Annotated in this window: 27 protein-coding genes and 1 other annotated feature; of the genes, 20 read left to right on the forward strand and 7 right to left on the reverse strand. The window is 34.6% G+C overall.

Annotated features, from left to right (window positions below; genetic code table 11):
- The first annotated feature begins 4 nt into the window (after positions 1 to 4).
- On the forward strand, positions 5 to 889 hold the full coding sequence (locus tag LBYS11_RS09815) for a gluzincin family metallopeptidase (RefSeq protein ID WP_103117990.1): 885 nt from the start codon (positions 5 to 7) through the stop codon (positions 887 to 889).
- 373 nt (positions 890 to 1,262) lie between these two features.
- Here LBYS11_RS09815 and LBYS11_RS09825 read toward each other — a convergent pair whose 3' ends face one another.
- Positions 1,263 to 1,385 carry a YjcZ family sporulation protein gene (locus LBYS11_RS09825; RefSeq protein WP_081010967.1) on the reverse strand — a complete coding sequence of 41 codons (123 nt, stop codon included), beginning with the start codon at positions 1,383 to 1,385 and terminating at the stop codon, positions 1,263 to 1,265.
- Between the two features lie 186 nt (positions 1,386 to 1,571).
- Between LBYS11_RS09825 and LBYS11_RS09830 the strand changes: the two genes are divergently transcribed.
- The 12 genes from LBYS11_RS09830 (at position 1,572) to LBYS11_RS09880 (ending at position 15,135) form a co-directional block, all read left to right on the forward strand.
- Positions 1,572 to 2,513: a YolC/YozM family protein gene (locus LBYS11_RS09830; RefSeq protein ID WP_103117992.1), complete on the forward strand. Its 942-nt coding sequence runs from the start codon at positions 1,572 to 1,574 to the stop codon at positions 2,511 to 2,513.
- A 363-nt stretch (positions 2,514 to 2,876) separates the two neighbouring features.
- On the forward strand, positions 2,877 to 3,782 hold the full coding sequence (locus tag LBYS11_RS09835; protein ID WP_048393913.1) for an NAD(P)/FAD-dependent oxidoreductase: 906 nt from the start codon (positions 2,877 to 2,879) through the stop codon (positions 3,780 to 3,782).
- 200 nt (positions 3,783 to 3,982) lie between these two features.
- The gene (locus LBYS11_RS09840) at positions 3,983 to 4,480 is read left to right on the forward strand and encodes a P-loop nucleotide/nucleoside kinase family protein (RefSeq protein ID WP_103117993.1); all 498 of its coding nucleotides are present in this window, start codon (positions 3,983 to 3,985) and stop codon (positions 4,478 to 4,480) included.
- A gap of 156 nt (positions 4,481 to 4,636) precedes the next feature.
- Positions 4,637 to 4,888: a binding site (T-box leader), on the forward strand.
- A gap of 78 nt (positions 4,889 to 4,966) precedes the next feature.
- Positions 4,967 to 6,328, forward strand: coding sequence for an amino acid permease (locus tag LBYS11_RS09845; RefSeq protein WP_103117994.1), 1,362 nt, complete (start codon positions 4,967 to 4,969; stop codon positions 6,326 to 6,328).
- A gap of 189 nt (positions 6,329 to 6,517) precedes the next feature.
- Positions 6,518 to 6,988: a peptide-methionine (S)-S-oxide reductase gene (locus LBYS11_RS09850; protein WP_103117995.1), complete on the forward strand. Its 471-nt coding sequence runs from the start codon at positions 6,518 to 6,520 to the stop codon at positions 6,986 to 6,988.
- Positions 6,989 to 7,607: 619 nt separating this feature from the next.
- Positions 7,608 to 7,745 carry a hypothetical protein gene (locus LBYS11_RS23580; RefSeq protein ID WP_233732667.1) on the forward strand — a complete coding sequence of 46 codons (138 nt, stop codon included), beginning with the start codon at positions 7,608 to 7,610 and terminating at the stop codon, positions 7,743 to 7,745.
- Positions 7,742 to 7,912 carry a hypothetical protein gene (locus LBYS11_RS23585; protein WP_233732670.1) on the forward strand — a complete coding sequence of 57 codons (171 nt, stop codon included), beginning with the start codon at positions 7,742 to 7,744 and terminating at the stop codon, positions 7,910 to 7,912. The genes LBYS11_RS23580 and LBYS11_RS23585 overlap by 4 nt, the downstream gene beginning before the upstream one ends.
- A gap of 401 nt (positions 7,913 to 8,313) precedes the next feature.
- Positions 8,314 to 9,513 carry a sensor histidine kinase gene (locus tag LBYS11_RS09860; protein ID WP_103117996.1) on the forward strand — a complete coding sequence of 400 codons (1,200 nt, stop codon included), beginning with the start codon at positions 8,314 to 8,316 and terminating at the stop codon, positions 9,511 to 9,513.
- 13 nt (positions 9,514 to 9,526) lie between these two features.
- Entirely contained in the window at positions 9,527 to 10,180 is a 654-nt protein-coding gene (locus LBYS11_RS09865) for a response regulator (RefSeq protein WP_103117997.1), read from the forward strand.
- A gap of 108 nt (positions 10,181 to 10,288) precedes the next feature.
- Positions 10,289 to 12,517, forward strand: a complete 2,229-nt coding sequence (locus LBYS11_RS09870; RefSeq protein WP_103117998.1) for an MMPL family transporter — start codon at positions 10,289 to 10,291, stop codon at positions 12,515 to 12,517.
- 599 nt (positions 12,518 to 13,116) lie between these two features.
- Complete coding sequence (locus LBYS11_RS09875; protein ID WP_103117999.1) at positions 13,117 to 14,103, forward strand: DMT family transporter; 987 nt, start codon at positions 13,117 to 13,119, stop codon at positions 14,101 to 14,103.
- Between the two features lie 510 nt (positions 14,104 to 14,613).
- The gene (locus LBYS11_RS09880) at positions 14,614 to 15,135 is read left to right on the forward strand and encodes a GNAT family N-acetyltransferase (RefSeq protein WP_103118000.1); all 522 of its coding nucleotides are present in this window, start codon (positions 14,614 to 14,616) and stop codon (positions 15,133 to 15,135) included.
- 210 nt (positions 15,136 to 15,345) lie between these two features.
- Here the strand turns inward: LBYS11_RS09880 and LBYS11_RS09885 are convergent, their stop codons facing one another.
- Both LBYS11_RS09885 and LBYS11_RS09890 read right to left on the reverse strand, forming a co-directional pair.
- Positions 15,346 to 16,251, reverse strand: coding sequence for an NAD(P)/FAD-dependent oxidoreductase (locus LBYS11_RS09885; protein WP_103118001.1), 906 nt, complete (start codon positions 16,249 to 16,251; stop codon positions 15,346 to 15,348).
- A gap of 76 nt (positions 16,252 to 16,327) precedes the next feature.
- The gene (locus LBYS11_RS09890; RefSeq protein ID WP_103118002.1) at positions 16,328 to 16,732 is read right to left on the reverse strand and encodes an Rrf2 family transcriptional regulator; all 405 of its coding nucleotides are present in this window, start codon (positions 16,730 to 16,732) and stop codon (positions 16,328 to 16,330) included.
- A gap of 306 nt (positions 16,733 to 17,038) precedes the next feature.
- On the opposite strand from LBYS11_RS09890, the gene LBYS11_RS09895 reads away from it, so the two are divergent.
- From LBYS11_RS09895 to LBYS11_RS09905, 3 genes are all read left to right on the forward strand, one after another.
- Entirely contained in the window at positions 17,039 to 17,263 is a 225-nt protein-coding gene (locus tag LBYS11_RS09895) for a hypothetical protein (protein WP_103118003.1), read from the forward strand.
- 281 nt (positions 17,264 to 17,544) lie between these two features.
- Positions 17,545 to 17,835, forward strand: a complete 291-nt coding sequence (locus tag LBYS11_RS09900; protein WP_103118004.1) for an RNA polymerase alpha subunit C-terminal domain-containing protein — start codon at positions 17,545 to 17,547, stop codon at positions 17,833 to 17,835.
- Between the two features lie 18 nt (positions 17,836 to 17,853).
- Positions 17,854 to 18,414 (forward strand): DUF4256 domain-containing protein, encoded by a 561-nt coding sequence (locus LBYS11_RS09905; protein ID WP_103118005.1) that lies wholly within the window; start codon positions 17,854 to 17,856, stop codon positions 18,412 to 18,414.
- Positions 18,415 to 18,472: 58 nt separating this feature from the next.
- On the opposite strand, the gene LBYS11_RS09910 is transcribed toward LBYS11_RS09905, so the two are convergent.
- Together LBYS11_RS09910 and LBYS11_RS09915 are read right to left on the reverse strand one after the other, a co-directional pair.
- Positions 18,473 to 18,682 carry a hypothetical protein gene (locus LBYS11_RS09910; RefSeq protein WP_048393776.1) on the reverse strand — a complete coding sequence of 70 codons (210 nt, stop codon included), beginning with the start codon at positions 18,680 to 18,682 and terminating at the stop codon, positions 18,473 to 18,475.
- Positions 18,683 to 18,731: 49 nt separating this feature from the next.
- Positions 18,732 to 19,628: a hypothetical protein gene (locus LBYS11_RS09915; RefSeq protein ID WP_103118006.1), complete on the reverse strand. Its 897-nt coding sequence runs from the start codon at positions 19,626 to 19,628 to the stop codon at positions 18,732 to 18,734.
- A gap of 233 nt (positions 19,629 to 19,861) precedes the next feature.
- Here LBYS11_RS09915 and LBYS11_RS23590 point away from each other — a divergent pair, with 233 nt between their 5' ends.
- Positions 19,862 to 20,002, forward strand: a complete 141-nt coding sequence (locus tag LBYS11_RS23590) for a DUF3953 domain-containing protein (RefSeq protein WP_255409669.1) — start codon at positions 19,862 to 19,864, stop codon at positions 20,000 to 20,002.
- Positions 20,003 to 20,017: 15 nt separating this feature from the next.
- On the opposite strand, the gene LBYS11_RS23955 is transcribed toward LBYS11_RS23590, so the two are convergent.
- A complete protein-coding gene (locus tag LBYS11_RS23955) occupies positions 20,018 to 20,152 on the reverse strand; it encodes a hypothetical protein (protein WP_255409663.1) in 135 nt (44 codons plus the stop codon).
- A 266-nt stretch (positions 20,153 to 20,418) separates the two neighbouring features.
- Between LBYS11_RS23955 and LBYS11_RS09930 the strand changes: the two genes are divergently transcribed.
- A complete protein-coding gene (locus tag LBYS11_RS09930; RefSeq protein ID WP_103118008.1) occupies positions 20,419 to 20,619 on the forward strand; it encodes a hypothetical protein in 201 nt (66 codons plus the stop codon).
- Between the two features lie 172 nt (positions 20,620 to 20,791).
- Here LBYS11_RS09930 and LBYS11_RS09935 read toward each other — a convergent pair whose 3' ends face one another.
- The gene (locus LBYS11_RS09935) at positions 20,792 to 21,049 is read right to left on the reverse strand and encodes a hypothetical protein (RefSeq protein ID WP_233732672.1); all 258 of its coding nucleotides are present in this window, start codon (positions 21,047 to 21,049) and stop codon (positions 20,792 to 20,794) included.
- Positions 21,050 to 21,698: 649 nt separating this feature from the next.
- On the opposite strand from LBYS11_RS09935, the gene LBYS11_RS09940 reads away from it, so the two are divergent.
- A complete protein-coding gene (locus LBYS11_RS09940) occupies positions 21,699 to 23,801 on the forward strand; it encodes an Ig-like domain-containing protein (protein ID WP_158651946.1) in 2,103 nt (700 codons plus the stop codon).
- Positions 23,802 to 24,469: 668 nt separating this feature from the next.
- A complete protein-coding gene (locus LBYS11_RS09945; RefSeq protein WP_103118011.1) occupies positions 24,470 to 24,871 on the forward strand; it encodes a hypothetical protein in 402 nt (133 codons plus the stop codon).
- Positions 24,872 to 25,911: the final 1,040 nt, after the last annotated feature.

Consider the following 25,911-nt stretch of genomic DNA (forward strand, 5'->3'; position numbering starts at 1 on the left):
AATTATGGCTAAATGGAGAGGCGCAATCCTTCTTTGTACGTTGCTATTAACAGCCTGTACAGCAGAAACCGTTCAACCTAAAGAACAAATACAGGAAGAGAAAAACGATGAAAATATTGTGGTCACAAAGGATGGCAAAATAACCTTTGAAATTAAGAATGAGATTGGTGTTCCACAAGAAAAAGTAGAGGCTATAAAGGATGAAATTGTGACAGCATACGACCACATAAAGAATTCTATACATACTTCCTACACGCCATCTGAGCATATCAACGTATGGTTTAAGGAAGACGGTCTATCCTGGGGGTTTGCATCGAAAATCGAACTAACTGGTGTTCAAGAAGATATCTATCCACTAGTCCATGAAATGACCCATTCTTTACTTGGCTATGGCAACAATTTCGAATCAGACCATGGCTATTTTACACAAGAGGGTTTTGCGAGTTATATGGAAGAACAATATGGGAAAAAAGAACAATTTTCCTTTGAAAAATTCATGAAGCATTATCTGGATTCAGATAAGTTAATTCCTATTAGTAAGTTAATTGATCCAAATCAAGATGATGTCTATTTTCGCCCAGCACTTTCAACTGAAGAACAGAATCGAGTCATGATGGAGATGAGCTACACGCATGCGGCATCATTTGTTAAATACTTAATTGATACCTACGGACTCGAAAAGTTTGAACATATATATAACGAGAAAGAACTAGCGCAAAAATTAGAGGAAGTTTACGGAAAGAGTAGTAGTGAGTTAGAAAAGGAATGGTTAGCATTTATTCAACAACAACAAGGATTTACTCATGAGGAAAAATTAAAATCGGGATTCTTTTATGATATGAACACAATTCTTCTTCAAATAGATCCAAAATATTTTGCCAAGGAATAATTTTTTTCTAAATATTTAAGTAAACCCAAGTGCTCTTTATTTGGAGCTCGTGGGTTTACTTGTGTATGAATTCGGATGAAACTGTCTATGTAATAAATGAACGCCCAGTAAAACGCACAGACCACCAATGATTCTTAATAATATATTTTTGAGAAATACAGTATCGTCAACCGTAATGACAATCAACATAGGGCCAACCATAATCAATGCGATGCCTAGCAATGCTTTAATTACTCGCAACATGTAGAATTCACCTCAAATTTGATTATCGCACGATTATCTGAAAAGGAAAAGGGTCACTAGGCTGGTAAAGTGACCCTTGACCTTACAGACTCCTAAAGTCTGTAAAAGGGTTAGGTGCTAATTGGGATGATTAGTACAAGAAAGAAGCGCCAACAATAATTAAAAGAATGAATAGAACGACGATTAATACGAATGTTGAACCGTAATAGCCGCCACCGCCAGAGTCGCCGCCGTAATAGCAGCTGTTGTTCATGTTACCTACGTTTCCGTTGTATCCCACTGAAAATCCCTCCTTTCTACAACCTATAATATGTATGCTTGCAGAAAGGAGAAATGGTATTTACCCTATGGTTCTAAAAAATGCTGAAAACATTCTTGTAATTAGTTCAAAAAAGAGACGATTAAATTAGTGAAATAGATTCAGAGGGGAGTGAATGTAGTGAGAAATTTTATTTCTGTTTTCATAATAATTGTTATAGTCATATTGGTAATCAACGTAAACATCGATAAAAATGATAATTTCTCTAATAAGAATGTTGATGTTGAGAAAAAATGGGATCGTATTGCATCTGTCCTTGAGAATGCGTGGGATGATTTTGGTTTATTTAGTTTTCAAGCAACCCCAGATTCAACAATTTTTATTGAAATGGATGAAACTAAAAGTGAATTACAATTGATAAAGTATTTAGAGGAAAATATAAATAAAACAGATTTGAATCAATACAATATTAAAATTACTAAGAAAAGTTTACACGAAGTTGAGACCGAGAGTTTTATGATGGAGGTTTCAGGTATTGTATTTGATTATTTACAAGAAAATAATTATCACGATGTGGACATTTACGTCCCTTCAATTAAACCTTCACCGATACTAAAAATATCGATTCCTAAGTCCAGTACACGTTCTAGCGAAAACATAAAAAAAGAGCTAGAAGATGTATTAGCTTCCAAGAGCGCTAAACTACCAAACAAAGATATTTCCTATGAAATCCAGGTGGTTGAGCATATTGATGAGAGTACTATTGAGTCAGATGCCTTAATCAGTGATGTTGTTGAAGATTTGGAAGGAACAGAAAACCATTTAATCATTTCTGATAAAGATATTTTTAAAGGAAATGGTATCTATAAAATGTCCTGGGCGCAACCATCAGATTCGAAGGAATATAAATTTCATGTTACAAACAATACAGGGACAAATGTAACCGTGCAAATTCAACAGAGTAGTCACACAAAAACTTATAATTTAGCGGCTAATGATTCTACTACATGGATCCAATCAGCTGCTTCTTCTGGTGACCATACAATAGTGGTCACAACATCTGATGGAAGGATTTTTAAAGGTGATGTTTTTGTCAGTAGATCTGAAGTTCCTTTGAACTAATTAGAAAGCCTTTAACAAGTTAAGTTCTTTAAGAGGGAAGGAGTGCAACGTATACATAAATAAACCTAATAACTTTTCCAAATACAATTGGAAACACACAAAAAAGGATAGCAATGAAATTTCAAAATTTATTCATACATACCCAAAAGACTCAGGAGCTATGAACAACTATTATCAAATTTATCTTAAAAAATCTTCCACAATTGCATTTCTTTAAAAAGGAATGCGTCTTTTTTAATACGAAATAAACAAAAACTTCGCGTTATTAGTGTGTAAAGAATGGAAATCCATGATGTAGGAAATAATGTAGTTCTCGAATGCAAATTACAATTCAAAAGAAAGCAAATCAATACGGAGGTAAAAATGACTGTTCTTGATTGTATCATAATAGGCGGAGGTCCTTCTGGGTTAAGTGCTGGCTTAACTTTAGGAAGAGCTAGGAGAAATATTGCATTAATGGATGATGGGACAAATAGGAATAGAGTGACACAGGCGTCACATGGATTTATTACGCGTGATGGGATAAAACCACAAGCATTTAAAGAAATAGCTTTAAAAGAGTTGGTGAATTACCCGTCCGTCTCCTATCTTAATGCGACAGTTACTGAAATTATAAAGGATATAGGTAATGAGCGATTTACTGTCAAAACATCTACGAGTCAGGAATTTGTTTCAGAAAAAATCATCCTCGCCACCGGTGTTCAAGAAATATTTACTATACCAAGTATAAGAAAGTTTTATGGAAAAAGTCTATTTAGTTGTCCGTATTGTGATGGCTGGGAGCAAAAGGATAAGCCATTAGTGGTGATGGCAGAAAAAGAAGAGCATGTACTGCATTTGACTAAGTTGATTTATAATTGGTCACAGGATTTGGTTGTCTTAACGAATGGAGCTCACTTATCTAAAGAAGGTGAAATGGAGTTACAAAAACACAATATCAAAATAATATCAGAAAAGGTAAAAGATCTCATAGGTAATGATGGGTACTTGCAAAAAATAGAGTTTGAATCAGGAGCCACCATTATAAGGTCGGGTGGATTTGTGGCCCCCTCTTATTATCGCCCCAATCAGTTTGCTGAGAAGCTTGGCTGTGATATTGACGAAGATGGAAAAGTCATAACAGATGGTGTTGGTAGAACAACTCAAAAAAATGTATATATTGCAGGGGAAACCGAAAGATCTAAACCTTCCACTTTAATGATTTCAGCTGCCAAAGGTAATAAAGCTGCTGTTTCAGTAAATACTGATTTAACGATGGAACGCTTTTGATGACGCCAAAACACTTGGAATAGGATCTTAGCAATAACATATCAGCTAATGTATTCTCAAATATTGTGTTAGAGTTACTATAAGAAATGACGAAGAACGGATTTTGCTTGTAGAATCCGTTTTTGTTGTTCCAAAAATTATAGTTTTACAAGGGTAGGGTAACAACTAAAACCAATAAAAAAGCTCGGGGGAAGAAAAACATGAAACAAGTGGGGACTCTATACTTTTTCTGTGGAAAAATGGGAGCAGGAAAATCAACAAAATCAAAACAATTGGCTAAAGAAAAAAATGCGGTACTTTTATCTGAGGATGAATGGCTTTCCTCTTTTTATCCCAATCAGATCACATCATTTGAGGACTATCTAAAATTATCAGCACAGCTCAAGCCGATGGTGAAAAAGCATGTCCAAAACATTTTGAGTGTTGGTACACATGTAGTAATGGATTTTCCAGGTAACACTCAAAAACAGCGAAAGTGGTTTTTGGATATAGCGTCAGACGTCAATGCAAACCATCAACTAATCTACCTTAATTTAAATAACCAGCAATGCTTGCGTCAAATTGCGCAAAGGCGTAACGAACAACCCGAAAGAGCAGCTTTTGACACGGAAGCGACGTTTATTGAAGTTACTAAATTTTTTGAAGCACCAGAAGCTTTCGAGGGTTTAAATATATGGGAGTTTAGTGGGAAAGAATAACACAGAATTTTAGCACCAGGAAAAATTAGCTGGACTAAACCGCCTATAGAATTGTCATATGTAATTTATGCGGTTTATGAAGAATTTTTGAAAATTATATTGACAAACTATTTTTTTTCTGTAAAATGAAAAACAATTCAAAAATATTTGTATAGAACAAAGGCTATGAAAAGAAGTAGTATCAATTATTTTTACGAACAGAAAGTTACCGGTCGATGAGAGGTGCATGTAAAACGATTGAGAATTCATCTTGGAGCTGTGTACCGAAAGGATTATTCTAAGTAGGCTACGCCGGTAAGCACCCGTAATCATGTGCGAGAGTATCGTCAAATGACCGTACTTCTTAAGGTAAGTAATGTGAATTGCTTATAAATTAAAGGTGGTAACACGAGTTGAATCGTCCTTTTGGTTAATCCAAAAGGGCGTTTTTTTTATTCCTTTTTTGAGCAAGTATTTGAAAATCTAAACGTATGAGGAGTAAGCATTATGAAAGATAATCATCAAGATTCACAACTAAAGCGGGAATTAAGTACTCGTCACATGCAATTAATTGCACTTGGCGGGTCCATTGGGGTCGGTTTATTTTATGGCTCTAGTTCAACCATTCAAATGGCGGGACCATCTATTTTACTAGCTTATTTAATTGGCGGGTTAGTTATTTTCACCATTATGCGTGCATTAGGCGAAATGGCAGTAGCAGAACCTGTATCAGGCTCATTCAGTATGTACGCGAATAAATATTTAGGGCGCTTTGCTGGCTTCTTATCTGGATGGACATATTGGTTCATGTGGATTGTCGTGGGCATGGCAGAACTAACAGTTGTCGGTGTATATATTAACTACTGGTTTCCAGATATTCCACAATGGGTAACTGCCCTTGTCGTACTTGTGATGATGACGCTTGTAAACTTAGCAAATGTAAAAGCATATGGAGAATTCGAATTCTGGTTTGCGATGATTAAAGTTGTGGCAATTATCGGGATGATCGTTCTAGGATTAGCCATTATTTTCTTAGGTGTCGGCAATCACGGTGAAGCAATTGGCTTTGATAATTTATGGGCACATGGTGGCTTCATGCCAAATGGTTTCCATGGTATTTTAATGTCACTCGTATTAGTTATGTTCTCATTCGGTGGGGTTGAATTAGTGGGTATTTCTGCAGGAGAAGCAAAAAATCCTAGCAAGTCCATTCCATCAGCGATTAACAACATCGTTTGGCGTATTTTAATTTTCTACATTGGGGCGCTAGGCGTTATGATGGTTATTTATCCTTGGAACGAAGTTGGCTCAGAAGGTAGCCCGTTCGTTCAAATTTTCGATTACGTTGGTATCCCTGCTGCGGCTCACATTATTAACTTTGTCGTCATTACAGCTGCAATGTCTGCCTTTAATAGTGGCTTATATGGTTCAGGACGTATGCTACACAACTTATCGGTTCAAAAAAATGGTCCAGAATATTTTAAAACAGTAAGCAAAAACGGTAGTCCGAGTCGAGGGATATTATTTTCGTCAGCTGTGTTATTAATCGCGGTTGTCTTAAACTATGTAGTACCTGAAAAAGTGTTCATCTATATTTCTGCTGTTGCGACGGTTGCAGTCATTACAAGCTGGATGATTATTTTATTAGCACAGTTGAAATTTAGGAAGTCAAAAACGAAAGAGGAAGTAGCCAAACTGAAATTCAAAATTCCGCTTTACCCACTTTCTACGTATATTGCTATTGTATTTTTATTAATGGTGATTGTGTTAATGGCGTTTATTCCAGATATGCGTGTTGCCCTATATGTGGCACCAGTTTGGTTTTTCATCTTATTTATTGGCTACAAAGTAATACATGTTAAAAAGTAGTTACATCTTTTTATACTGATACTTCTACTGCGCAAATTGTTAAAAAATCATTTTGGTATACTCGATTCGTTACGTTTATCTAAGGTTTAATAATTTTTAGCCATTAGTAAAGAATGTGATGAGTGCCTTCCTTTATGAATAGGTTCATAATAAAATTGATCTGTATTTAGACAAAAAAGGAGGGGCATGATGGAAGTAGTATATTTGGCTGGTGGATGTTTATGGGGCGTACAAGCTTTTATAAAAACGCTACCAGGAGTTACGTTTACAGAAGCAGGAAGAGCGAATGGAACAAGTCGTACGCTTGAGGGCGATTATGATGGATACGCTGAATGTGTAAAAACAGGGTTTGATCCAACAGTTGTAACCATTCGGGATTTAATGGGCTATTTATTCGAAATCATTGATCCTTACAGTTTGAATAAACAAGGACAGGATGTTGGCGAGAAATATAGAACGGGCGTATATAGTGAAAATCCTGAGCATTTAAAAGAGGCGAAGGCATTTCTTAGAGAGCAAAATGATTACGAGCTTATAATGGTTGAAATATTGCCCCTTACAAACTATGTCAGAAGTGCAGAGGAACATCAAGATAGATTAACCAGATGTCCAAATGATTATTGTCATATTCCCGCAGAAATTTTAAATAAATATAAATAACGGAATTCACGAGACCTTTCTATGTTATTAGTGCGTCATTTGGATTATCAGGTTATGTATTTGCTAAAATGCAGAAAATTAGAAGGAAATGATCAGTAGCGTAAGAAGGGCTAGTGCGTGTGTAGCTAAACCCGTTCTACTCAGTAAATGAAAAATAAGTGAATGTAGGCTTTTTCCAAACGGAATCATTCAAGTAAAATAAGAGAGACAGCTATTTGTAAACATTATTCCTATTAATGATAGTTAGAATTAGAAAAATAGTGAATTGGTATATAATGTTGAACAATGTATTATCAAATCAGTACATCACTAAGATAATAGTGATGTACTTTTTTATTTGTAGACCACTTGTATTTTTTAAACAAAATTTAACCGTTTATAAAAAGATGAACTGTTTTTTAGAACTTAGAATGATAATTTAAAAAAGTTTGAACAAAAATCCTGTTATATGCAGGATTTTTCCTTATTCAGCAATCGGGCCATATTGCGGAATAACAAGGTTTTAAGAAATGTTACCAAACAAGGGTTGAGGAAGGATATACTATATTTGACACAGCAGCTTTTTTTACATTAAGGAAAATAAATGTTTTTAAAGTTATGAAAGAAATGAGGTGCGAGAATGGGTAACGATATAAATAAGTCTAATATTGGTCATACGATTTTTAAACCAACGGGAGTACGTGACAAATATCCTCTTATCGATTTAGTTAAACAACAAGTAACCTGTATTGTTGTCTATAAGGAAAAACATATATGACGGTAATTGTAGATGTCAAAAATGATATCGTAAGCGTACAAGGCAACGTCGATGAATTAGGCGACTTAGCTATGGGTAAAGACGCTTATATTGATATGTTCAAGCATCACGCTAAGCTTTTTATTGATACACTGTTTCTAAATCAGATAAATATTTTGATGAATTAATATATAGTCAGTTTTTAAACTAGTGGATTTTTTTGTGAAGAAGTGTTTTAAAAATGCACCCAAACAAACACCCCTTTGGTTGCATGCATTTTCATTATTCAATGATCGGGCGCGATTCGGTACTGCATCCCAAAAGTTAGTTTTCACTCTAACTTTTGGGGTGCAGTACCTTCTGTAATAAGGATCAGCATCTCATTATAGGGCCATATTGTTGAGTAAGTACTTATGCAGAAAAGGAAACTTGGTTTTAACTAAGATGCATCCTTCGGGGTGTTCTTACTCTTATAGTTAAAGGAAACCTAGTGAAAAGGACTAGACTAATTGCCCTTTAGGACCTGTACGAAAGGACAGTTAATAAACTAATGATGTAGTATAAACTAGTAGTAAGGTGGTGAAAGGATTTGGAGAAACCGCATCCATTATCGAAAAAGCTCGATCATGAGCCAAATGAAGGAATAATATTTTCGCAGTTGTCTAATATTTTTTGGATTCTTTTAGTTTATGTAGGTGCATTAATACTGCAAAATATTCAACAACCAACTTTTATATCTAGCTTAATCTTTAGTTTAATTTTAGCGGTCCATGTAGTGTTATACTTTTTCACAAGTTCCTCTAGCTTGGGTAAGAGTTGGTATTACTTTTTTGCACAGGCTAGCTTGTTGTTTATTTCAGCTTTTATATTACCAAAAGGGTCTCCTGTCGTCTTAATCGGTTTACTGCCAGTATTAATAGCACAAAGCATCATTATTCTAAATAGCAAACGAAAGGCTATTTTATTTTTTATAGTATCTTATGGATTATATTGTATTGCTATGGCAATAAATTACGGAGCAAGTGAGCTTCCAATTTTTATTCCAATCTTCTTCGTTATTTTGCTTATCGTCATAGTATATACGGTTAGCTATAACCGCCAAGTTCGTGCAAGAGAGCGGATGGAATTTTATTTGCAGCAATTAGAAATAGCCTATCAAAAAGTTGAGGAACTCACTTTGTCAAATGAAAGACAGAGAATGGCCAGGGATTTACATGATACATTAGCACAAGGTCTAGCAGGTCTCATTATGCAATTAGAAGCTGTTAGTGTTCATATAAAGAATGGAAATGTTGCTAGATCTAATGAAATTATTCATAATTCAATGCAGCAGGCAAGAGAAACATTGAAGGATGCCCGAACAGTGATTGATAACTTGAGAACAGGGGCATTGGAGGATGCGGATTTCCATAGGGCCGTTCAAGAGGAAATAAAGAAATTCGAAGAAATAACCGGCATCGATGTGGAAAAAGATATCAATCAGGTTTATTCTTTATCTAATTTATCAATGGAATATGGTATCTATATAATCCGTGAATCCTTGAACAATATAATGAAGCATTCACAGGCAAATCAGGTAAGGATAAAGATTAAATCAAAAGATGGCCAGTTATATATGGAAGTCACTGATAACGGAATTGGATTCTCTACCAAAAATATTGGAAAACAAACTGGGAAATACGGCCTTATAGGCTTACAAGAACGTGTAAGGTTAGTAGGAGGAAAAATAACAATAGAGAGTGTACCAGGGGAAGGGACGAAATTGGTTATAACAGTTCCTATTGATTAGGGGGGTATAAGCATTGAAATATAAAGTACTAATTGTGGATGATCATTTAGTAGTAAGAGAAGGGCTAAAATTAATTTTAGAGACCAATGATTCTTTCCAAGTGATGGGTGAAGCCAATAATGGTAAAGTCGCACTGGATATGATTGATAAATCAAAGCCAGATATTATTTTGCTGGATTTAAATATGCCCGAAATGAGTGGATTAGATACATTAAAAACAATGAGCGAATTGAGTATGACGATTCCGGTTATTATATTAACTACGTATAATGAAGATGATTTGATGGTGAAAGGAATAGAGTTAGGAGCTAAGGGGTTTTTATTGAAAGATACAAGTAGAGAAAATCTGTTTAGGACGCTAGAATCCGCAATCAGAGGTGAAACTCTTTTACAGCCTGATGTTATGGCGAAAATTTTAAAATACAAGCAGGAAAAATCGAATAGTCATACTCAGCAATCAGCTTCTTTAACAGATAAAGAACTATTCATCTTACAGGCAGTTGCAAAAGGTTTTAAAAGTAGGGAAATCGCTTTTGATATGGGAATTGCCGAACGTACTGTAAAAGCGCACTTAACTAATATTTACAATAAACTCGGTGTTAACTCCAGAGCTGAAGCCGTTGCAATTGCAATTGACCAAGGTTTATTCCGCTTGCTAGATAAATAAATTGCCCAAACGTACATAGGGGACTTACCCGTATGTACGATTTTTTTTTTCTCACTCCTTTATGATTAGAACGTAAGGAAATAAAGAAGCTTTCGAAAGGAGTTAAGTATGGCGAAGTATTTATATAAACTTGGAAGATGGGTTGTAAATCATAACAAGAAAGTTATTGGAGGAACTTTAGGTATTCTCATTATTATAGCGGCTGTTGCATTAAGTATGGGTCCGGCTTTTAGTGACGAGATGTCTATTCCAGATACAGAATCTGCCGAGGCAGGTAAAATTCTAGAGAAAGAATTTCAGGCAACAAATGAGCCCACACCTGGTACTGTAAATCTAGTACTAAAAGCACCTAAAGGCCAAACATTAGAGTCTAGTGAAGTTGTGGATGCCATTAATGAGACAATTGATAAAATTAAGGAGGACAAATCTGTTGTCTCTGTTGCTACACCTGCAGAATTAGGTAATTACAATGAAAATAAAAAAATTGGTTATGCAGTAGTGACTTATGATGTACCAGCATTTAAGGTAACAGAGAAATCAAAGGAAATCATTCTAGAGAGTATTGAAGATACGAGAGATGCAGGCATTCAAACGGAGTTAGCAGGGACGGTTGCGTTTTCTGAATTAGAAATTGGAGGGATTTCAGAAGTAATCGGGGTAGCATTTGCTTATGTTGTTCTTGCACTTACATTTACATCCTTCTTGGCAGCTGGAATGCCGATTATCACAGCAGTCATGGGTTTGGGTATAGGAATTTTATCTATTCTAATTGGAACTAATTATTTTGATATCCCGTCATTCGCACTTGCATTAGCTGCCATGTTAGGACTTGCAGTAGGAATTGACTATGCTTTATTTATTATGTCAAGATTCCGACAAGAATTAGCAAAAGGGCATAGTGTGAAAGAAGCAATAGCTATTGCAAATGGAACTGCCGGGAGTGCGGTTGTATTTGCTGGAATAACAGTTATTATTGCATTGCTAGGTTTAGGAGTAGCAAAAATTCCGTTTTTAACAATGATGGGAATCTCTGCAGCAATTTGTGTATTGTTTGCGATTTTAATAGCGGTTATTTTTGTACCAGCAATTTTGGTGGTATTTGGCCATAAAATTGGCCCTTCAAGAAAAAATAAATTTTTAGCAAGATTCACTAGGAAAAAGGAGAATAAAGAATCAAATAAATGGGGGAACTTTGTTACTAAAAGACCCTGGACAGTAACGATTTTAGGGATTCTCTTTCTTGTAGTAGTTAGTATTCCATTCTTCCATATGCAACTGGGTCTACCTGATAATGGAACAAAATCAGATGAAACAACAGAAAGAAGGGCATATGATTTACTAAGTGAAGCATATGGTCCCGGATATCATTCCTCATTAGTAGTCTTGGCTGAGACAGATAAAAGTAGTAAAGATATTCAGCCGAAGATCAATAAAGTAACAGAGGAATTAGGAGATCTACCGAATGTAAAGAGTGTAAGTCCTCCGGTTCCGGGTAAATCAGGAAATGTTTTCATGATTTCAATTACGCCAAAAACTGGACCTAATGATATTGAAACGAACGATTTGGTACACTCAATAAGAGAGTTATCCAATAAAAATAAAGAACAAGTAGAATTGTACGTTACTGGAGCAACTGCAGTTAATATTGATATATCTGAAAAGTTGAATAATGCGGTACCTTTATTTGCTTCTCTTATTGTAGGTTTTGCTTTTATTCTATTAGTTTTAGTATTTAGATCAATCCTAGTCCCATTAAAAGCTGTTTTAGGTTTCTTGCTTTCACTTTTAGCCACTTTAGGGTTTGTTGTTTTTGTCATCCAAGATGGAAACTTCTATAGTTTATTTGGTTTCCCAACTGCAAGTCCTGTCTTAGCCTTTTTACCCGTTATCGTCATAGGTATCCTATTTGGGCTAGCAATGGATTATGAGGTATTCTTGGTAAGTAGAATGCGTGAAGAATTTACACATTCCAAAGATGCCAAAAAGGCAATTCTTGCAGGGATAAAAGATAGTGGGGGAGTAGTAACGGCTGCAGGTCTAATTATGATTGCAGTATTCACAGGATTTATGCTTGCTCCGGACCCAATTATTAAATCCATGGGCTTCGCATTAACGTTTGGTATCATTTTTGACGCATTTGTCGTGAGAATGGCAATCGTACCAGCTGTAATGACGTTGATGGGGAAAGCGGCATGGTACTTACCAAGTTGGTTAGATAAAATCCTGCCAAATATTGATGTTGAAGGTACTTCAATACAAAAAGAGAAAGCTGAAAGTAAGACTAGCAATAAAAAGAAATATTCCCCACGAATCAAAGAAAAACGAGTTTCTGAATAAGTAAGCTAGAACCTTTCTAAATAACCATACAACTTATTAACGAACAGTAACCCGATATTTTAGATATCGGGTTATTTTATTAAAAATTTACTCAATGAGCGAATTTATAAAGAGAAAAATCCTTAGATAGCAATTAAAAGTATAAGTACTAATTTATTATTCAACAATCGGGCGCTATTGTGGAGCAACACAGGTAGAAAATAATCAAATTTTTTATAAAAACCTAACTTAAAACTGCTAAAGAGGAATCCAGTTTCATCAATCTTTTTTCAAAAGGGATTCTTCTTATTTATCATAAAATAAGGGTTTGCGGGGTATTTTAAAGGGTTGGATAAAAAATTATGTTTATAAGCAAGATTTTCCCTTATTCAGCTATTTGGCCATATTCTTGAATTACCGAAAAGAAACATAGTTAATTAACTTTGCATTTGTTACAATAGGTGCAGATATTTTTATTGTGAGGTGGTTTATATGTTTTTTGCTCCATTATTTGAAAACGATGTACCAAATGTACTCTTCCAATCTTAACGGAGAGAACAAAAATAATATTTCTCTCCGTTAGGGCATAACAAGCCTAAAACTACGGAGGGTATATAAATATGAAAAATACAATATTCGGTTCTATATTTTTAATAATAGCTTCAAGTATATGGGGAGGTATGTATGTTGTCGTAAAAGTAGTCGTAGACGTCATACCACCATTAGAACTTGTATGGTTACGTTACCTTGTCGCAATTGTTGCGTTAGCATTCATTGGATTTGTTTCTAAACAAAAATGGAAAATTAAAAGAGAACATTGGGGTTTAATAATTACAATTTCAATTGTAGGATACGCTATTTCAATTGTTACCCAAGAGACAGGTACCATGCTTTCTAGCGCACAAATGGGAGCTATTATAACTGCTACAACACCTGCATTTATGGTTGTGTTTGCTAGCTTTATTCTTAAAGAACGTTTAACTTTTAAAAAGGCTATTTCTGTAAGTTTAGCCACTATTGGTGTAATCATTATTGTTGGGATAGATAATATTGACATGTCTAGTTTACTAGGCGGAATCTCGCTTATTATCGCTGCATTAACTTGGGCATTAATGTCTGTGCTTATAAAACGTTTACCTAGTGGTTACTCGCAAATTGTGGTAACTACTTATGCTACTTTAATTGCTTTTGTTGTTTTAACTCCTTTTGTTATCACAAGATTACCTAAATTAAACATAAACGAAATAACTAACCCTACGATATGGGGAGGGTTGCTATATTTAGGAATAGTATCTACAGCTATTGCATTTTTATTGTGGAATCGTGGTCTACAAATGTTAAATGCCTCTAGCGGAGGGATATTCTTCTTTTTCCAACCAGTTGTTGGAACATTATTGGGTTGGTTAATTTTGGGTGAAACTATTAGTATCACTTTTTGGATTGGATCTTTCTTAATCTTTTTAGGAGTACTAATTGTAATAAAAGATAATCAGGGAGATCATAATGACTCAAATTCAAACAAATCAAAATATGTAAAGGAAAATACTCAAATTCAAATAAAAGAAGAAATTATGATGGAACCTTTTGATGATACGATTTTCAAATAATGATATGCATGTTGGAGACAAAAAAAACAGATTCTTTTCCTAAAGCGAACAAACAAAAGTAATGAATCAGTTAACCCTATTAATTTTCTACTTAAGCTAATGGGGGATTTACTAAGAGATGGGGTTCCACGGAATCCCATCTCTTTTCTTTTTAAACTAAGTTATGGAGCAGCCCTTATTCAGCTATCATTTAACATAAATAAGATGTGGTTTTGATATAAAGTTGCGATGTTTATAAAAAAGACACGATGTTTAAAACAAAGTCGCGAAGTTATACCCCTTTAGATACGCTTAGACTAAAGGATTTTTATAAAAAGTCAGTATTCCGCAAACGGGCCATTTAATTGAATGTGGAGATTGTCGAGAAAAGTACTTAAACTAACGGCGCAGTTTAGAGGGAGAAGGATGTTAATTTACAATGATATGTAATCCAAGTAAAATCTAAGAAGGAGGGGTTACATACTAATGAAAAATTGTTTTGTAGAATGAATATAAGGGAGGAAAGTTGACTTGGAATTCACAACAGAAAGATTAACAATTAGACCTTTTAAGAGTACGGATTTACAGGATGTATTTGCTATTTATAATGATGAGGATACATGTAAATTCTTATTACATAATAAATGGACTCAAGAAGATATGCGGGAAAGATTTAATAAGAAGCTAGCAAACAGTGCACTCACTAAAGAATCAATGTTAAGTTTGGCAGTTGTATACGAGACTAAAGTAGTTGGTGATCTATCCGTATGGTATACAGATATGAAAGACACTGTAGAGATTGGTTATGGTTTTTCTAATGAAGTAGCTGGAAAAGGTTTGGCAACAGAAGCAGTTAGTAGTTTGGTTAATAAATTATTTAGTGAATTTAATGTACATCGTATACAAGCCAATCTTGATGCACGGAATACAGCTTCACAAAAATTGTGTGAACGAATAGGTATGAGAAAGGAAGCCCATTTCATCCAAAATTATTGGAATAAAAATGAATGGACTGATAGCCTTGTCTATGGAATGTTATCCTCCGATTTGTAGTAATAGAATTACATCACCTCACCTTTATATAACTCAGCTTTTAAAAAAGCTTCATAAGCTTTATAGTTATTCAATTAACGGGCGCTTTCCTGTAATAAGGATAGTGCTTTTTTTATTAAATACCCATTTAACGGAATAAGTCTTTTAAGTTATTAGACCTAATAATAAAAAAGCTGATGAGTTTGCATTTATAACTCAACAGCTTATACTTTAAAATCTATCTATTGTTATATCCATGTTTATGCTTGAAGCAACCTTATTGCCGTCGGCTGCAGCAATCATCAAAGAAGAGGGGCCTGCCTTTTCAGTTTCACCTGCAATATAAACCCCATTTGCTGTTGTTCGTCCAGCACCGTCTGTGATAATTCCTCCGTTTTCATCAAATTGACAATTTAATTGTTCCGCAAATTTATTTGGGCGATAAAAACTAGGAACTACGAAACCACCACTTCTTAGAATGTTTTCACCTGATTTTAATTCAATACTTTCTAAGTAACCATTATCTCCATGTAAGTTTTTAATAACTTCTGTATAAACATTAATCTTTTTACTTTCAAAATCATTTCGTATTTTATTGAATAGTTGATGACCATTAGTAAAAACGATTAAATCCTTTGACCAATTATAAACCAATTTAGTCATATGAATAATGTGGTCATCATTTTCTGCAATTATAGCTAACGGCTTGTCTCTAAGCTCCCAGCCATCACAATATGGACAACTGAATAAACTTTTACCGTAATATTCCCTAATCTGTGACAAGGGAAATACTTCTTGAATACCGGTAGCCAACAGTATTTTTTCTGTTATATAAGATTTATTGTTCGTTGTATTGACTAAAAATAAATTATTTTGTACATCTTTATTTACTTCTATAACTGTCTCATTTGAAATTGACACAGAAGGATAAGATTCTAATTCTTTAATTGCAATATTTTTGAATTCTTGTGGTTTAATTCCATCTCTTGTTAAAAAACCGTGTGACTCTTGCGTTACACGATTTCGATTTGTTCCATTATCAAATATGGCAACTTTTCTACGTGCTCTCCCTAAAGTTAAGGTTGCACCTAATCCAGCTGGTCCTGCACCAATTACAATACAATCATATTTATTCATCAATTATTTTCCTCCTCCTCTATAATGTATATTGTAGAGTTGTAATATCTATAATTAGGGTAAAAGAAATCATGATTTACATAGATTTCTCATTCATTTTGTTAGCCAAATCAACTATACGTGTTTGATTCAATTCATTTAAAAGCTTTTCCTCCGCTGATTCGATCGCTTTCTGAATTAAGCAATCAGGATTATGACCTAGACAATAATCAAAAATAGGCGTCAAACCTTCAATAGCTTTTATAACATCGAGTAAAGAAAGTTTTTCCCAACCCGGTTTTAATTTATAGCCACCATTTGCACCTGTGACAGATTCAATCATACCGGACTTTACTAACATTGTTAGTATTTTAGATAAATATGTTGTTGAAACTTCTTGGCGTTCAGCCAATTTTGCCACACCAATATGCTCATTGGGGGGATTAACAGCTAAAAATAGCATGGTGTGTAGAGCGTAGTTAGTTGCTTTTGTTAACTTCATATGATTACTCCTATTATAGATTTAATATATCTATAATATCTACTTAATTTTTAAAAGTCAAATACTAGGTTATTCAACAATCGGGCGCTATTGTGGAGCAACACAGGTAGAAAATAATCAAACGTTTTTATAAAAACCTAACTTAAAACTGCTAAAGAAGAATCCCTTTTGATCAAACTTTTTTCAAAAGGGATTCTTCTTGCTCTTACACATCACTCTTGGTATAGACACTGGAACAAAGCTATGAAGTAAGAGGGTTTAAGCCTTTATTCTCAAAAAGCAAGACATTGGTATGTGACAAATCGAATGAGATTGATTAAGGAAACATCACAATCTGAGGGTCAACTTGCTCAGAAAATGGCTGAGCTTGTTGTGTATATGGCATGGAGAAGTGGAGAAGAAATATGGAACGTTTACGAACATTTTTTTACTGTGGAAGAGGCTGTTAAGTCAATCGATATATTTACGGAAAATATGAAGAAGCAAGAAGAAGAGTACCTTAAAAAACGAGGTTCAAAAAAGAAAATGTAAAAAAATCAAGTCGCAATTGTCAAAATTCCTTCTTTTGTTATGAGGAAATACAAGAGGACAAAGATATAGCTGACTTGTTTGAGGAGTTGGAGAATATTAAATGATAGAAACAAAAAGTTGGTGCGAAAAGTTATCAGATGCAATTCCTATGAAAAGTTGCTAAGTCAGTAAATGTAGCACCAACTTTAAAAGAGCATGAATTGATGAAAAAATTCAAGTGTCCCTTTTCAATCCCTTTGAGGAAATATGGTAAAATGAACAAAAGCATAAGGTTTGGAGGGATGAGGTTGGCAGAAAAAAGGTTAAAAGTTTGTGAAAAAGGACATCCATTTTACAAAAGCACAGATTGTCCAAGTTGCCCTACCTGTGATCAGGAAAATAAACCTAGCAGTGGTTTCCTTTCCAAATTGAGTTCACCTGCAAGAAATGCATTAGTACACGCAGGTATTGATACGTTGGAAAAACTATCTATGTATACGGAAAAGGATATCTTAAAATTGCATGGTATTGGACCAGCCTCCTTACCGATTATGAAATCATCATTGAAAGAAGAAGGCTTGTCATTTAAATAAGTGAGGGGGAAGACAACAATGTCAACGAAAGAATTATCACAAGAGCAAACCGAGGAACTAATCAATACTTTGCAAGTTCGCTTCGAGAAAAATACATCTCGTCATGAAGGGCTTGATTGGGCAAATGTCCAAGCTAGGCTAGAGGCTAATAGGGAGAAACTATGGTCGCTCCACGAAATGGAGGCAACAGGCGGTGAACCAGATGTAGTAGGTTATGATGCAAACACGGACGAGTTCATTTTTTATGATTGTTCTGCGGAAAGTCCTAAAGGTCGCAGAAGTTTATGTTATGACCGTGAAGCATGGGAATCTAGAAAAAATCACAAGCCTGAAAATACGGCTATGGATGTTGCCAAGGAAATGGGCATTAAGCTGTTAACAGAGGAGCAATATCGCCAACTACAGGAGCTTGGCAAGTTCGATTTAAAAACATCAAGCTGGGTACAAACACCTGACAACATTCGCAAACTAGGCGGTGCCATCTTCTGCGACCGTCGCTATGACATGGTCTTTATGTATCACAATGGCGCAGAATCCTACTACGCAGCAAGAGGCTTCCGTGGATCGTTAAGAGTTTAAGAAATAAAGGCATATGTCCGATCTGTGGATGAGCATATGCCTTTTTTTATAGAGAATTTTATTTGTTTAAATCAATAATTTTGACATATGGCCTTTTACTTCTTTTGATATATTTAATGTGATTCACACAGGCTCCAAATGCTGAAAACATGATGAATAAAATAGTGATGATACTTGGAATCGACAAATAAATTGGCATGATAATCCAAATTAAAAGTAAAGCATACCAAGAGATAACAAAACTCTTACTATGTCGCCACTGTTTCATTTACGACGCTTCCTTTCTGTATTGGCGATAAATTTACTTAAACAGATATTTATTCAAATGTCATAGACCAATTCCCATCAGCCGTTATATCAAAGTAGTAAATTGAAGTATCCTCTACTTTTTGAACTTTTGAGCCACTGTAAGTACCAATTTCATTAGCTAATAAAACGCTGTCATTAGCTTTCACTACAAAATTCCTAGAGCCGTCATGCGTGAAAGCAACGGTTTTAGCACCTTTTGAAATATTCATAAATACTACGCTATCACCTGTACCTGTAACTTTGCCTTCAGGTGCAACCTCAGCAGGAATCTCTTGGGACATATTAATCGTCCATGGACCACTTGCTGTTACTTCATACTGATATTCACCAGTGGGTACAGCATAAATTTTCTTACCAGTGTAGTTACCAATCTCATTAACAACTAATTTGATCATGTTAGCATTAGCGTCTAATAGTTTAACAGCAAAATTGCTAGACCCCTGATGAGTTGCATCTACAATAACGAAACCCTTCTCTAATTTGAATTTCTTCGTAGCTGTATCACCAGAGCCATTTATTTTTAGAGCTTCTAGTTTAGCGATTCTTTCAGCTTCAGCTTTTGCTTTTGCTTCGGCCTCAGCTTTTGCTCGAACTTCAGCTTCTTCTTTTGCCTTTTGTTCAGCCAATGCTTTTTCTTCAGCTTCCTTTGCTTCACGAGCAGCTTTCTCTTCTGGGGTTTCTTCTTTAGGTTTTGTCACAGTTTCCACTTTTTCATGGGTGTCAGCTTGTTTACCTGATTCTGTTCCATCAACAGGCGTTAATATGAATCCAACAATAAATATAACAACTGAGATACCTAATACAAGTCCGCCCTTCATTTTTTTCTTTTTAATAAGTCCAATCACTATTAATACGAGACCTACAATAAAACCTAAAAAACCCAAAAATGCCAATAATAACGACATATTTCCATACAACCTCCTTTTATATTACTATATAGGAAAGTATAGGTAGATGTATACAGAAAATGAAAAGAAGTAGCTAAGTATATTGACACTGCACGAAATAATTTATATTGTAGTTACTAAAAAGGGTGTGGGAATTTATGTTAAATTGTTTAAAAATTATTTTTTCCATCACAGGCATATCTTTAGCAGCTTACGGATTAATCACACGAGATTTCCAATTGAATTACCTCATGATATTGTTCTTAGGCTTTTTCATGTTCACTTTAGGTATTCAAGAATTTCAAAAACAGCGAACAGTTTATGGTTGGTTCCTAATGGGGGTATCTATATTTTCAATCTATGTGTCCGTTCAGAGCTTTGTCTTGCTTTAAAGGAAGCAACCACTGTTAATTTTCGTAATACCATACATCAATCAAGTCCTTCCAGACATTTTTGTAAATCACTTCCAAAGTATATAATGGCCCTTCATCTGGATGGGATTCAGTTAAAATTTGCATGGCATTTTTTTCTGTCGATGTCATGTTCAAATGTTCGTCTTTACCTCACGATTTGCCCCTTGTCCCATCATTATTATTTTTAGGATTTCATCAGGAAATGCAAATGTTTTTTCCTCCGTTTTAACTGATTTCATTACACCCTACCAGCAATAACAAAATAAATAATAAGAATATTTTCTTCATTATTTTCCTAGATATTTTATAGATTTGATGGGTCAGACCCGCTCATCGCTCATACCAGATATTTATATGTTATAATTTACATAAATTACATAAAATGAGGTGATATAATGGAGAATGAAAAATTAGTTTGCAAAGCTTGTGGGCGGGATACCTTTACGACTGGACAGGTGGGTGGTACTACAAGCCAAGGCAATATACGACCTATTGGCGCAATTATGGCGGTAGGGTCACCACTCCAAATGACTTTTTGTAAAAACTGCGGGGAAGTTGCTTCATTTAAAGTGGTAAAACCACAGAATTTTAAATAATCGTTGAAAGGGTCACTGATAGGAAAGTGATCCTTTTTATATAGTGGAGGTTTAAAAGGGGAAAAGGATTTAAAAGCATACATATGTTCGAACCTGGTTAATTGAATACCATGATATGAAAGCTGTCTTACAAGACAAAACACCCTCTAATAGGTTAAAGGGTGTTTAAAAACTAGATAGAATTTCGATAAGCTCTCAAAGTTGAATGTAAGTTTGAATTCGAACTTGAGATTGATTTTTTATAGTTATACATACCTAATGGGCTTAAATGATTAGAACTAGATCCTAATAACCCTTGCTTTACTGCGCTTTTTAACGTTTCAATTTGTTTGCTAGATAGTTTAGAAGTTTTACTTTCTTCAAGAATTTTATTTACATTATTTAATTTTTCTTGATTCTCTTTTGATGTAGCTTTAACTTCCTTGCTCATTTGTCGCGTCAACCCATAATACTTAGACGAGGACTTTCGTGACATTAAATATTGCATAGTAGAGAAATTGGTCGTCATCATGATAAATTATCACCTTCCTAATCACATTTTTAGTTCCATAGTTGTTATCGTACTGAACTTGAAAAGATTTAGTATATTTACTTTTTTTAGTAATTGATTGTCAGGTTTAAGCAGACCAGATGATGGCACCAGTAAGCATTGAAAAAACGTGGAGAAATACTATTAAGAACACAGTATTAAGTCAGTTGGATATAAACTATCATAACTACCACTGCCGAAGAAGCATATATTGAATATGAAAAATTTGCAATATATATTGAACGGATGGATTGAATTACAGAAGGAAAAAAAGTAATAGGTAAAGAATATTTATTGTGGAAGACCCTATTAAAACTAGATGAGTTTGTTGATAGGAGGGATACAATTTAACAAGTAATTTGTGATGTGAAATAGAGCTCTAAGTAAAGTGAGAAGTCGCTGTACAAGCAAAGAATAATTCTAAGCTGTTAATAATTAAACAATTAACAGTACTATTAACGTTTGTTAATAGAAACGACATTAAATGGCTATAAAAATTATAAGTGAAGATGAAAGATACTTATTCCAAACTAAACTAAGGAGTGTTATTTTGAAAAATATTATTATTAGCATAGTATTCTTATTAAGCTTTGTCGTTTCATTTCTTTCAATAAATACAGTCACCTTTGCTGCAGTTGATTTCTCTGATATTGAGAATTCCTATGCAAAAAATGCTATCAACGAGTTAGTTGAAAAAGGCATTATAAATGGTTATCCAGATGGTGAATTTAGACCAACATCAGCAATTACAAGACAAGATTTTGCTATAATTTTAGCAAAAGCACTGAATTTGAATCTAACTAACTCTCCAAGTACTCCAACATTTACAGATATTCCAACAACTCATTATGCTTATCCAGCTATCGAAGCAGCAGTTAAAGCCGGATTAATAAATGGGATAGGTGATGGGAAGTTCGGCGTTGGCTCAGGTTTAACACGTCAAGAAATGGCCACTCTATTTGCTAGAGCATTAGGTGGTGAAACTAATGGCCTTGGCGAACAACTTACTTTTGCTGACCAGCATAAAATTTCTGCTTGGGCAAGGGATGCGGTAGGTTTTGCAGTAGCATCAAACCTAATGACAGGCGATACATTAAATCGTTTCAATCCACAAGGAATAGCTGAAAGACAACAAGTTGCCCTTGTTGCTTCTCGATTTTTAAAGCAGATTGATAAAGTAACACCAGAACCAGAACCAAAGCCAGAACCAAAACCAGAGCCAAAGCCAGAACCAAAGCCAGAACCAAAACCAGTACCAAAACCAGTACCAAAGCCAGAACCAAACTCAGACTCAGACTCAGTTCCATCACCAACACCAAGTGTAATTCCTGTAGTCGGGATTACACTGAATGAGGTGATAGAAAATCTTAAAATTGGTGAAACAAAGATATTAACAGTAAATGTTGTACCCGCAAATGCGACAAATAAACTTGTGAGATGGACTTCCTCAGATCTAAACGTTGCAACTGTTAACGGGCAGGGGAAAGTAATAGCGACTGGTATAGGTACTGTGACCATAACAGCAACAACGGTAGATGGACTAAAAACGGCTTCAGTTACTTTCACAGTGACCCATAGCAATGGTGCAGCGATTACTGGCGTAGGAACGTCATCATCTGTTTTACAACTGGGAGAAACTACTAGTAGAACAGCAGAAACAACCGAATCAGGCACAATAACGTGGTCATCAAGCAATACAGGTGTTGCAACAGTTCATTCAGGTACAGGTGAAATTACTGCTCACACACCAGGCAACACAACCATTTCGTATACAAGTAGTAATGGTAAAATGAATTCTGTGAGTCTCACTGTATATGATGAGGCAACAGCAAAAAGCCCAACATATTCGCAAGTACTGCAAATGGATGAAGTAATAACAGCTTCAGTAGGAGCAGGCTTATCTGCAACAGCAACAAACAAAAGTTTTGTAGCTGAACCAACAAGTGTAGCGACAGTGAATGCTACAACTGGCCAAGTAACAGCTATAAGTGCAGGTAGCTCAGTTATTACGTATGTAGGAATGGATGCTAATGGCGTAGTAATTGAAAAAGGTACGACAACTGTGGCAGTTCATCCACAAGCAACAGTAGCAGCAATACCCATGGTGCCAGCACCTTATTCAGTTATTGGCTGGGGCTCAGCAGCAACTAATTTTACGCCTCCAGGAGTCGGACAATCCATCATCTGGACTGTAACAAATGGTACAGGAGCTGCAACAATTCAGCAAAGTACAGGGGCTATAAGAGGTGTTACAGCTGGTGATGTAACGGTAAACTATAAAATAGTAGATAATAACACTAGAGTAGTAGCTTACAAGTCAGCACCCGTAACGGTAACAATTCCAGATACACCAAGAGTTAATATTTCACCACCATATGTTGATGGTGGGACATTTGGTGGACCTTATTCCATGTCAACTAATGTGAATTTGACGGTTGCCATAACAGGGGAAAACAATTCAACTGTCATTTTCAGTAATCCGAGAAGTAATGATGACAATATTGCCACTGCAACGATTACGGGTCCAAATCCTTCTGGACATGTTTTTTTAAATGTGCAGAAGATTGGTACAGGAGAAGCTCAGATAACATTTGATTACACAGATATTAACAATAATACTGGGTCGATGACATGGATTTTTAATTTCCAATAGAACTAATTTTACAAGCTAAGGGATGCGTCTATGGACGTGTCCTTTTATAGTGTCGTTCAAAAGAGGCATTGACTAATCATTCCCTCTTTTTTCAGCATAAAGTCGGCAATAAAATCATCACAGCTTGGCGAGCATCCATTCATATATAGTGAACCTCCAAGTAAATTAAGCGAAGCGAAAACAAAGCCAGTTTGATACAAAGCATGTCGCGTGTTGGTCAATGTAATGATACGGACCGATTGAAGCATTTTGGTGCAAAAGCATGACTTATGTAAATATTATAAGCATACCGTTAGCAGAAACGTTTGAACGGCTTGAGTCCTGTCTACTTACAGTTGTTCATTTTGACAATTATGTGAATATTTTTACCTAACTAACTTTAAATTGTTTTCAAGGGTTTTTGAAGAAAATTCACAGTAAATATTACTTTAGATGTACAAGTAATGCCTTGTACGCCAATAATAAGGAAGGATAAGTGACGTGATTTGGCGTGATTTGTTTTTTATTTATAAATTACACCAAAATATACATAATAAACGCCAAAAAAATGGCGTTGATTGAGTGTTGATTTAGAAAAGTTAAGAATGTTAGGATAAAATTACCTCGAGGGATATTTACTATAGTAAACAACAACTATTACTAAATAGATTACAATAGGAGTTTATTTCATGAGAAAATATAAATTAATGACTATTTTAATGATCACAATAACGTTACTTTTTTCAGGGGTCTCTAGTTCGTATGCAATTAGTACTGTTGAAAGTATGAATCAAGAACAAAAATTAGAAAATGATTTAGCGGAAGCACTTGAATTGATATTTGACAAAGCAGTTTTAAAAAATAATAAAGAAGTTATTGTAGGTTATGATAGAGAAATAATAGAGACAGAATTAAAAGGTAATTCTATGAAAGAGGCGATCATTGAGGGATTAGAAGTAGAAAACCTACTAATTTCTTCTGAAGACGTTAATATAATTTCTGAACCACAAATTACACTATTTGCAGTAGCTTGTGAATGGCATGGTAAAAGAGAAACAATGGAATTTTTTTCAAACAAGCTGCAAAATTAATTTTAAAAGAGTTTCCTAAAAAAGTTGCAGGTGCAACACTTCCAGGTTTAGTAATAAATCTTAGTGTTATCTCAGTAAGCTGTTCTACTAAGATGAACAAACTATTCCCAGGAAGTTCTAATTGTGAATAAGGAAAAATAAAATATGAAATTAATCAGAAACTTTCTAATTTATTTTATAGTCGGTGCGATAATTATAAACATTTCTAAGTTTATTTATAATAAAGAGGACTACTATTTTGATAGTAAAGAGACGATAATGTACGGTATTATCACTATGGTTGTATTTCTAATAATGGATTATGTAAGAAATATAAGAAAGTCCAAAAGTAAATAATTTTGTGATAAACCCAGGTATTCAATAATTTTGAGCCTGGGCTTTTTCCTTTTGTATTATTGGTATATTTAGTAATTAAATATTACTTTATATGAATACATACTAGAAGCGATGAAACATAATGAAAGCTTTGGTTGTTCAAATTGAGCAATCACGAAGTCACATTCCCCTCAAAAACCCAAGAAATCAGGCGAAAAGCATGTCTTTGTACATACACACAAAACCTCTTTGCGAATACATATGAAAGAGGGTAAAAGCATGAATGCTTATGATGAATGTATGCGTTCATGCTGTCTTGATATATCAACGTTTATAGGGGTTTTTTGAGGTTGGTTTTTTAGAAAAAGTCACGGAAAGTAAACATTTATTCTTAAGTTCTTTTTGAATAAAGTTTAGGTCTAAAAAAAATTTAGAGCAACATTAAAAATAAAGTATAATATATGTAATAAATGGGTTTTACTAATTAATTTAAACACTTTAAGAAGCGAGTGAGATAGAATATGATACTTGTAAATGGAATTATTATGTATTTAGCAACAGTTGGTATAATGTTGCTTATTTTGAAAAAAATTAGTTTTGTTATGCTAAAGGTACAAAATAAATTAAAAGAATTTTTAAATCGAAAACAATTGAACTACTTAAATAATAGACAATTAAAAAATCTCATTAAAACTATAAAATAGAACTTTTTTTATTAAATATAC

This window comes from Lysinibacillus sp. YS11 (genome assembly GCF_002896375.1).
In the GTDB taxonomy this organism is placed as follows: domain Bacteria; phylum Bacillota; class Bacilli; order Bacillales_A; family Planococcaceae; genus Lysinibacillus; species Lysinibacillus capsici.

Excerpts from the sequence above, each read along its gene's own strand:
- LBYS11_RS09900 (WP_103118004.1), top strand. The coding sequence starts at position 17,545 with ATGAGGTTGGCAGAAAAAAGGTTAAAAGTTTGTGAAAAAGGACATCCA.
- LBYS11_RS09895 (WP_103118003.1), top strand. The coding sequence starts at position 17,039 with ATGAGATTGATTAAGGAAACATCACAATCTGAGGGTCAACTTGCTCAG.
- LBYS11_RS09930 (WP_103118008.1), top strand. The coding sequence starts at position 20,419 with ATGGAGAATGAAAAATTAGTTTGCAAAGCTTGTGGGCGGGATACCTTT.
- LBYS11_RS09910 (WP_048393776.1), bottom strand. The coding sequence starts at position 18,682 with ATGAAACAGTGGCGACATAGTAAGAGTTTTGTTATCTCTTGGTATGCT.
- LBYS11_RS09835 (WP_048393913.1), top strand. The coding sequence starts at position 2,877 with ATGACTGTTCTTGATTGTATCATAATAGGCGGAGGTCCTTCTGGGTTA.
- LBYS11_RS09840 (WP_103117993.1), top strand. The coding sequence starts at position 3,983 with ATGAAACAAGTGGGGACTCTATACTTTTTCTGTGGAAAAATGGGAGCA.
- LBYS11_RS09875 (WP_103117999.1), top strand. The coding sequence starts at position 13,117 with ATGAAAAATACAATATTCGGTTCTATATTTTTAATAATAGCTTCAAGT.
- LBYS11_RS23580 (WP_233732667.1), top strand. The coding sequence starts at position 7,608 with ATGGGTAACGATATAAATAAGTCTAATATTGGTCATACGATTTTTAAA.
- LBYS11_RS23590 (WP_255409669.1), top strand. The coding sequence starts at position 19,862 with ATGATATTGTTCTTAGGCTTTTTCATGTTCACTTTAGGTATTCAAGAA.
- LBYS11_RS09850 (WP_103117995.1), top strand. The coding sequence starts at position 6,518 with ATGGAAGTAGTATATTTGGCTGGTGGATGTTTATGGGGCGTACAAGCT.
- LBYS11_RS09845 (WP_103117994.1), top strand. The coding sequence starts at position 4,967 with ATGAAAGATAATCATCAAGATTCACAACTAAAGCGGGAATTAAGTACT.
- LBYS11_RS09935 (WP_233732672.1), bottom strand. The coding sequence starts at position 21,049 with ATGAGCAAGGAAGTTAAAGCTACATCAAAAGAGAATCAAGAAAAATTA.
- LBYS11_RS09825 (WP_081010967.1), bottom strand. The coding sequence starts at position 1,385 with ATGAACAACAGCTGCTATTACGGCGGCGACTCTGGCGGTGGCGGCTAT.
- LBYS11_RS23585 (WP_233732670.1), top strand. The coding sequence starts at position 7,742 with ATGACGGTAATTGTAGATGTCAAAAATGATATCGTAAGCGTACAAGGC.
- LBYS11_RS09885 (WP_103118001.1), bottom strand. The coding sequence starts at position 16,251 with ATGAATAAATATGATTGTATTGTAATTGGTGCAGGACCAGCTGGATTA.
- LBYS11_RS23955 (WP_255409663.1), bottom strand. The coding sequence starts at position 20,152 with ATGACATCGACAGAAAAAAATGCCATGCAAATTTTAACTGAATCCCAT.
- LBYS11_RS09815 (WP_103117990.1), top strand. The coding sequence starts at position 5 with ATGGCTAAATGGAGAGGCGCAATCCTTCTTTGTACGTTGCTATTAACA.
- LBYS11_RS09945 (WP_103118011.1), top strand. The coding sequence starts at position 24,470 with ATGAGAAAATATAAATTAATGACTATTTTAATGATCACAATAACGTTA.
- LBYS11_RS09915 (WP_103118006.1), bottom strand. The coding sequence starts at position 19,628 with ATGTCGTTATTATTGGCATTTTTGGGTTTTTTAGGTTTTATTGTAGGT.
- LBYS11_RS09905 (WP_103118005.1), top strand. The coding sequence starts at position 17,854 with ATGTCAACGAAAGAATTATCACAAGAGCAAACCGAGGAACTAATCAAT.
- LBYS11_RS09870 (WP_103117998.1), top strand. The coding sequence starts at position 10,289 with ATGGCGAAGTATTTATATAAACTTGGAAGATGGGTTGTAAATCATAAC.
- LBYS11_RS09890 (WP_103118002.1), bottom strand. The coding sequence starts at position 16,732 with ATGAAGTTAACAAAAGCAACTAACTACGCTCTACACACCATGCTATTT.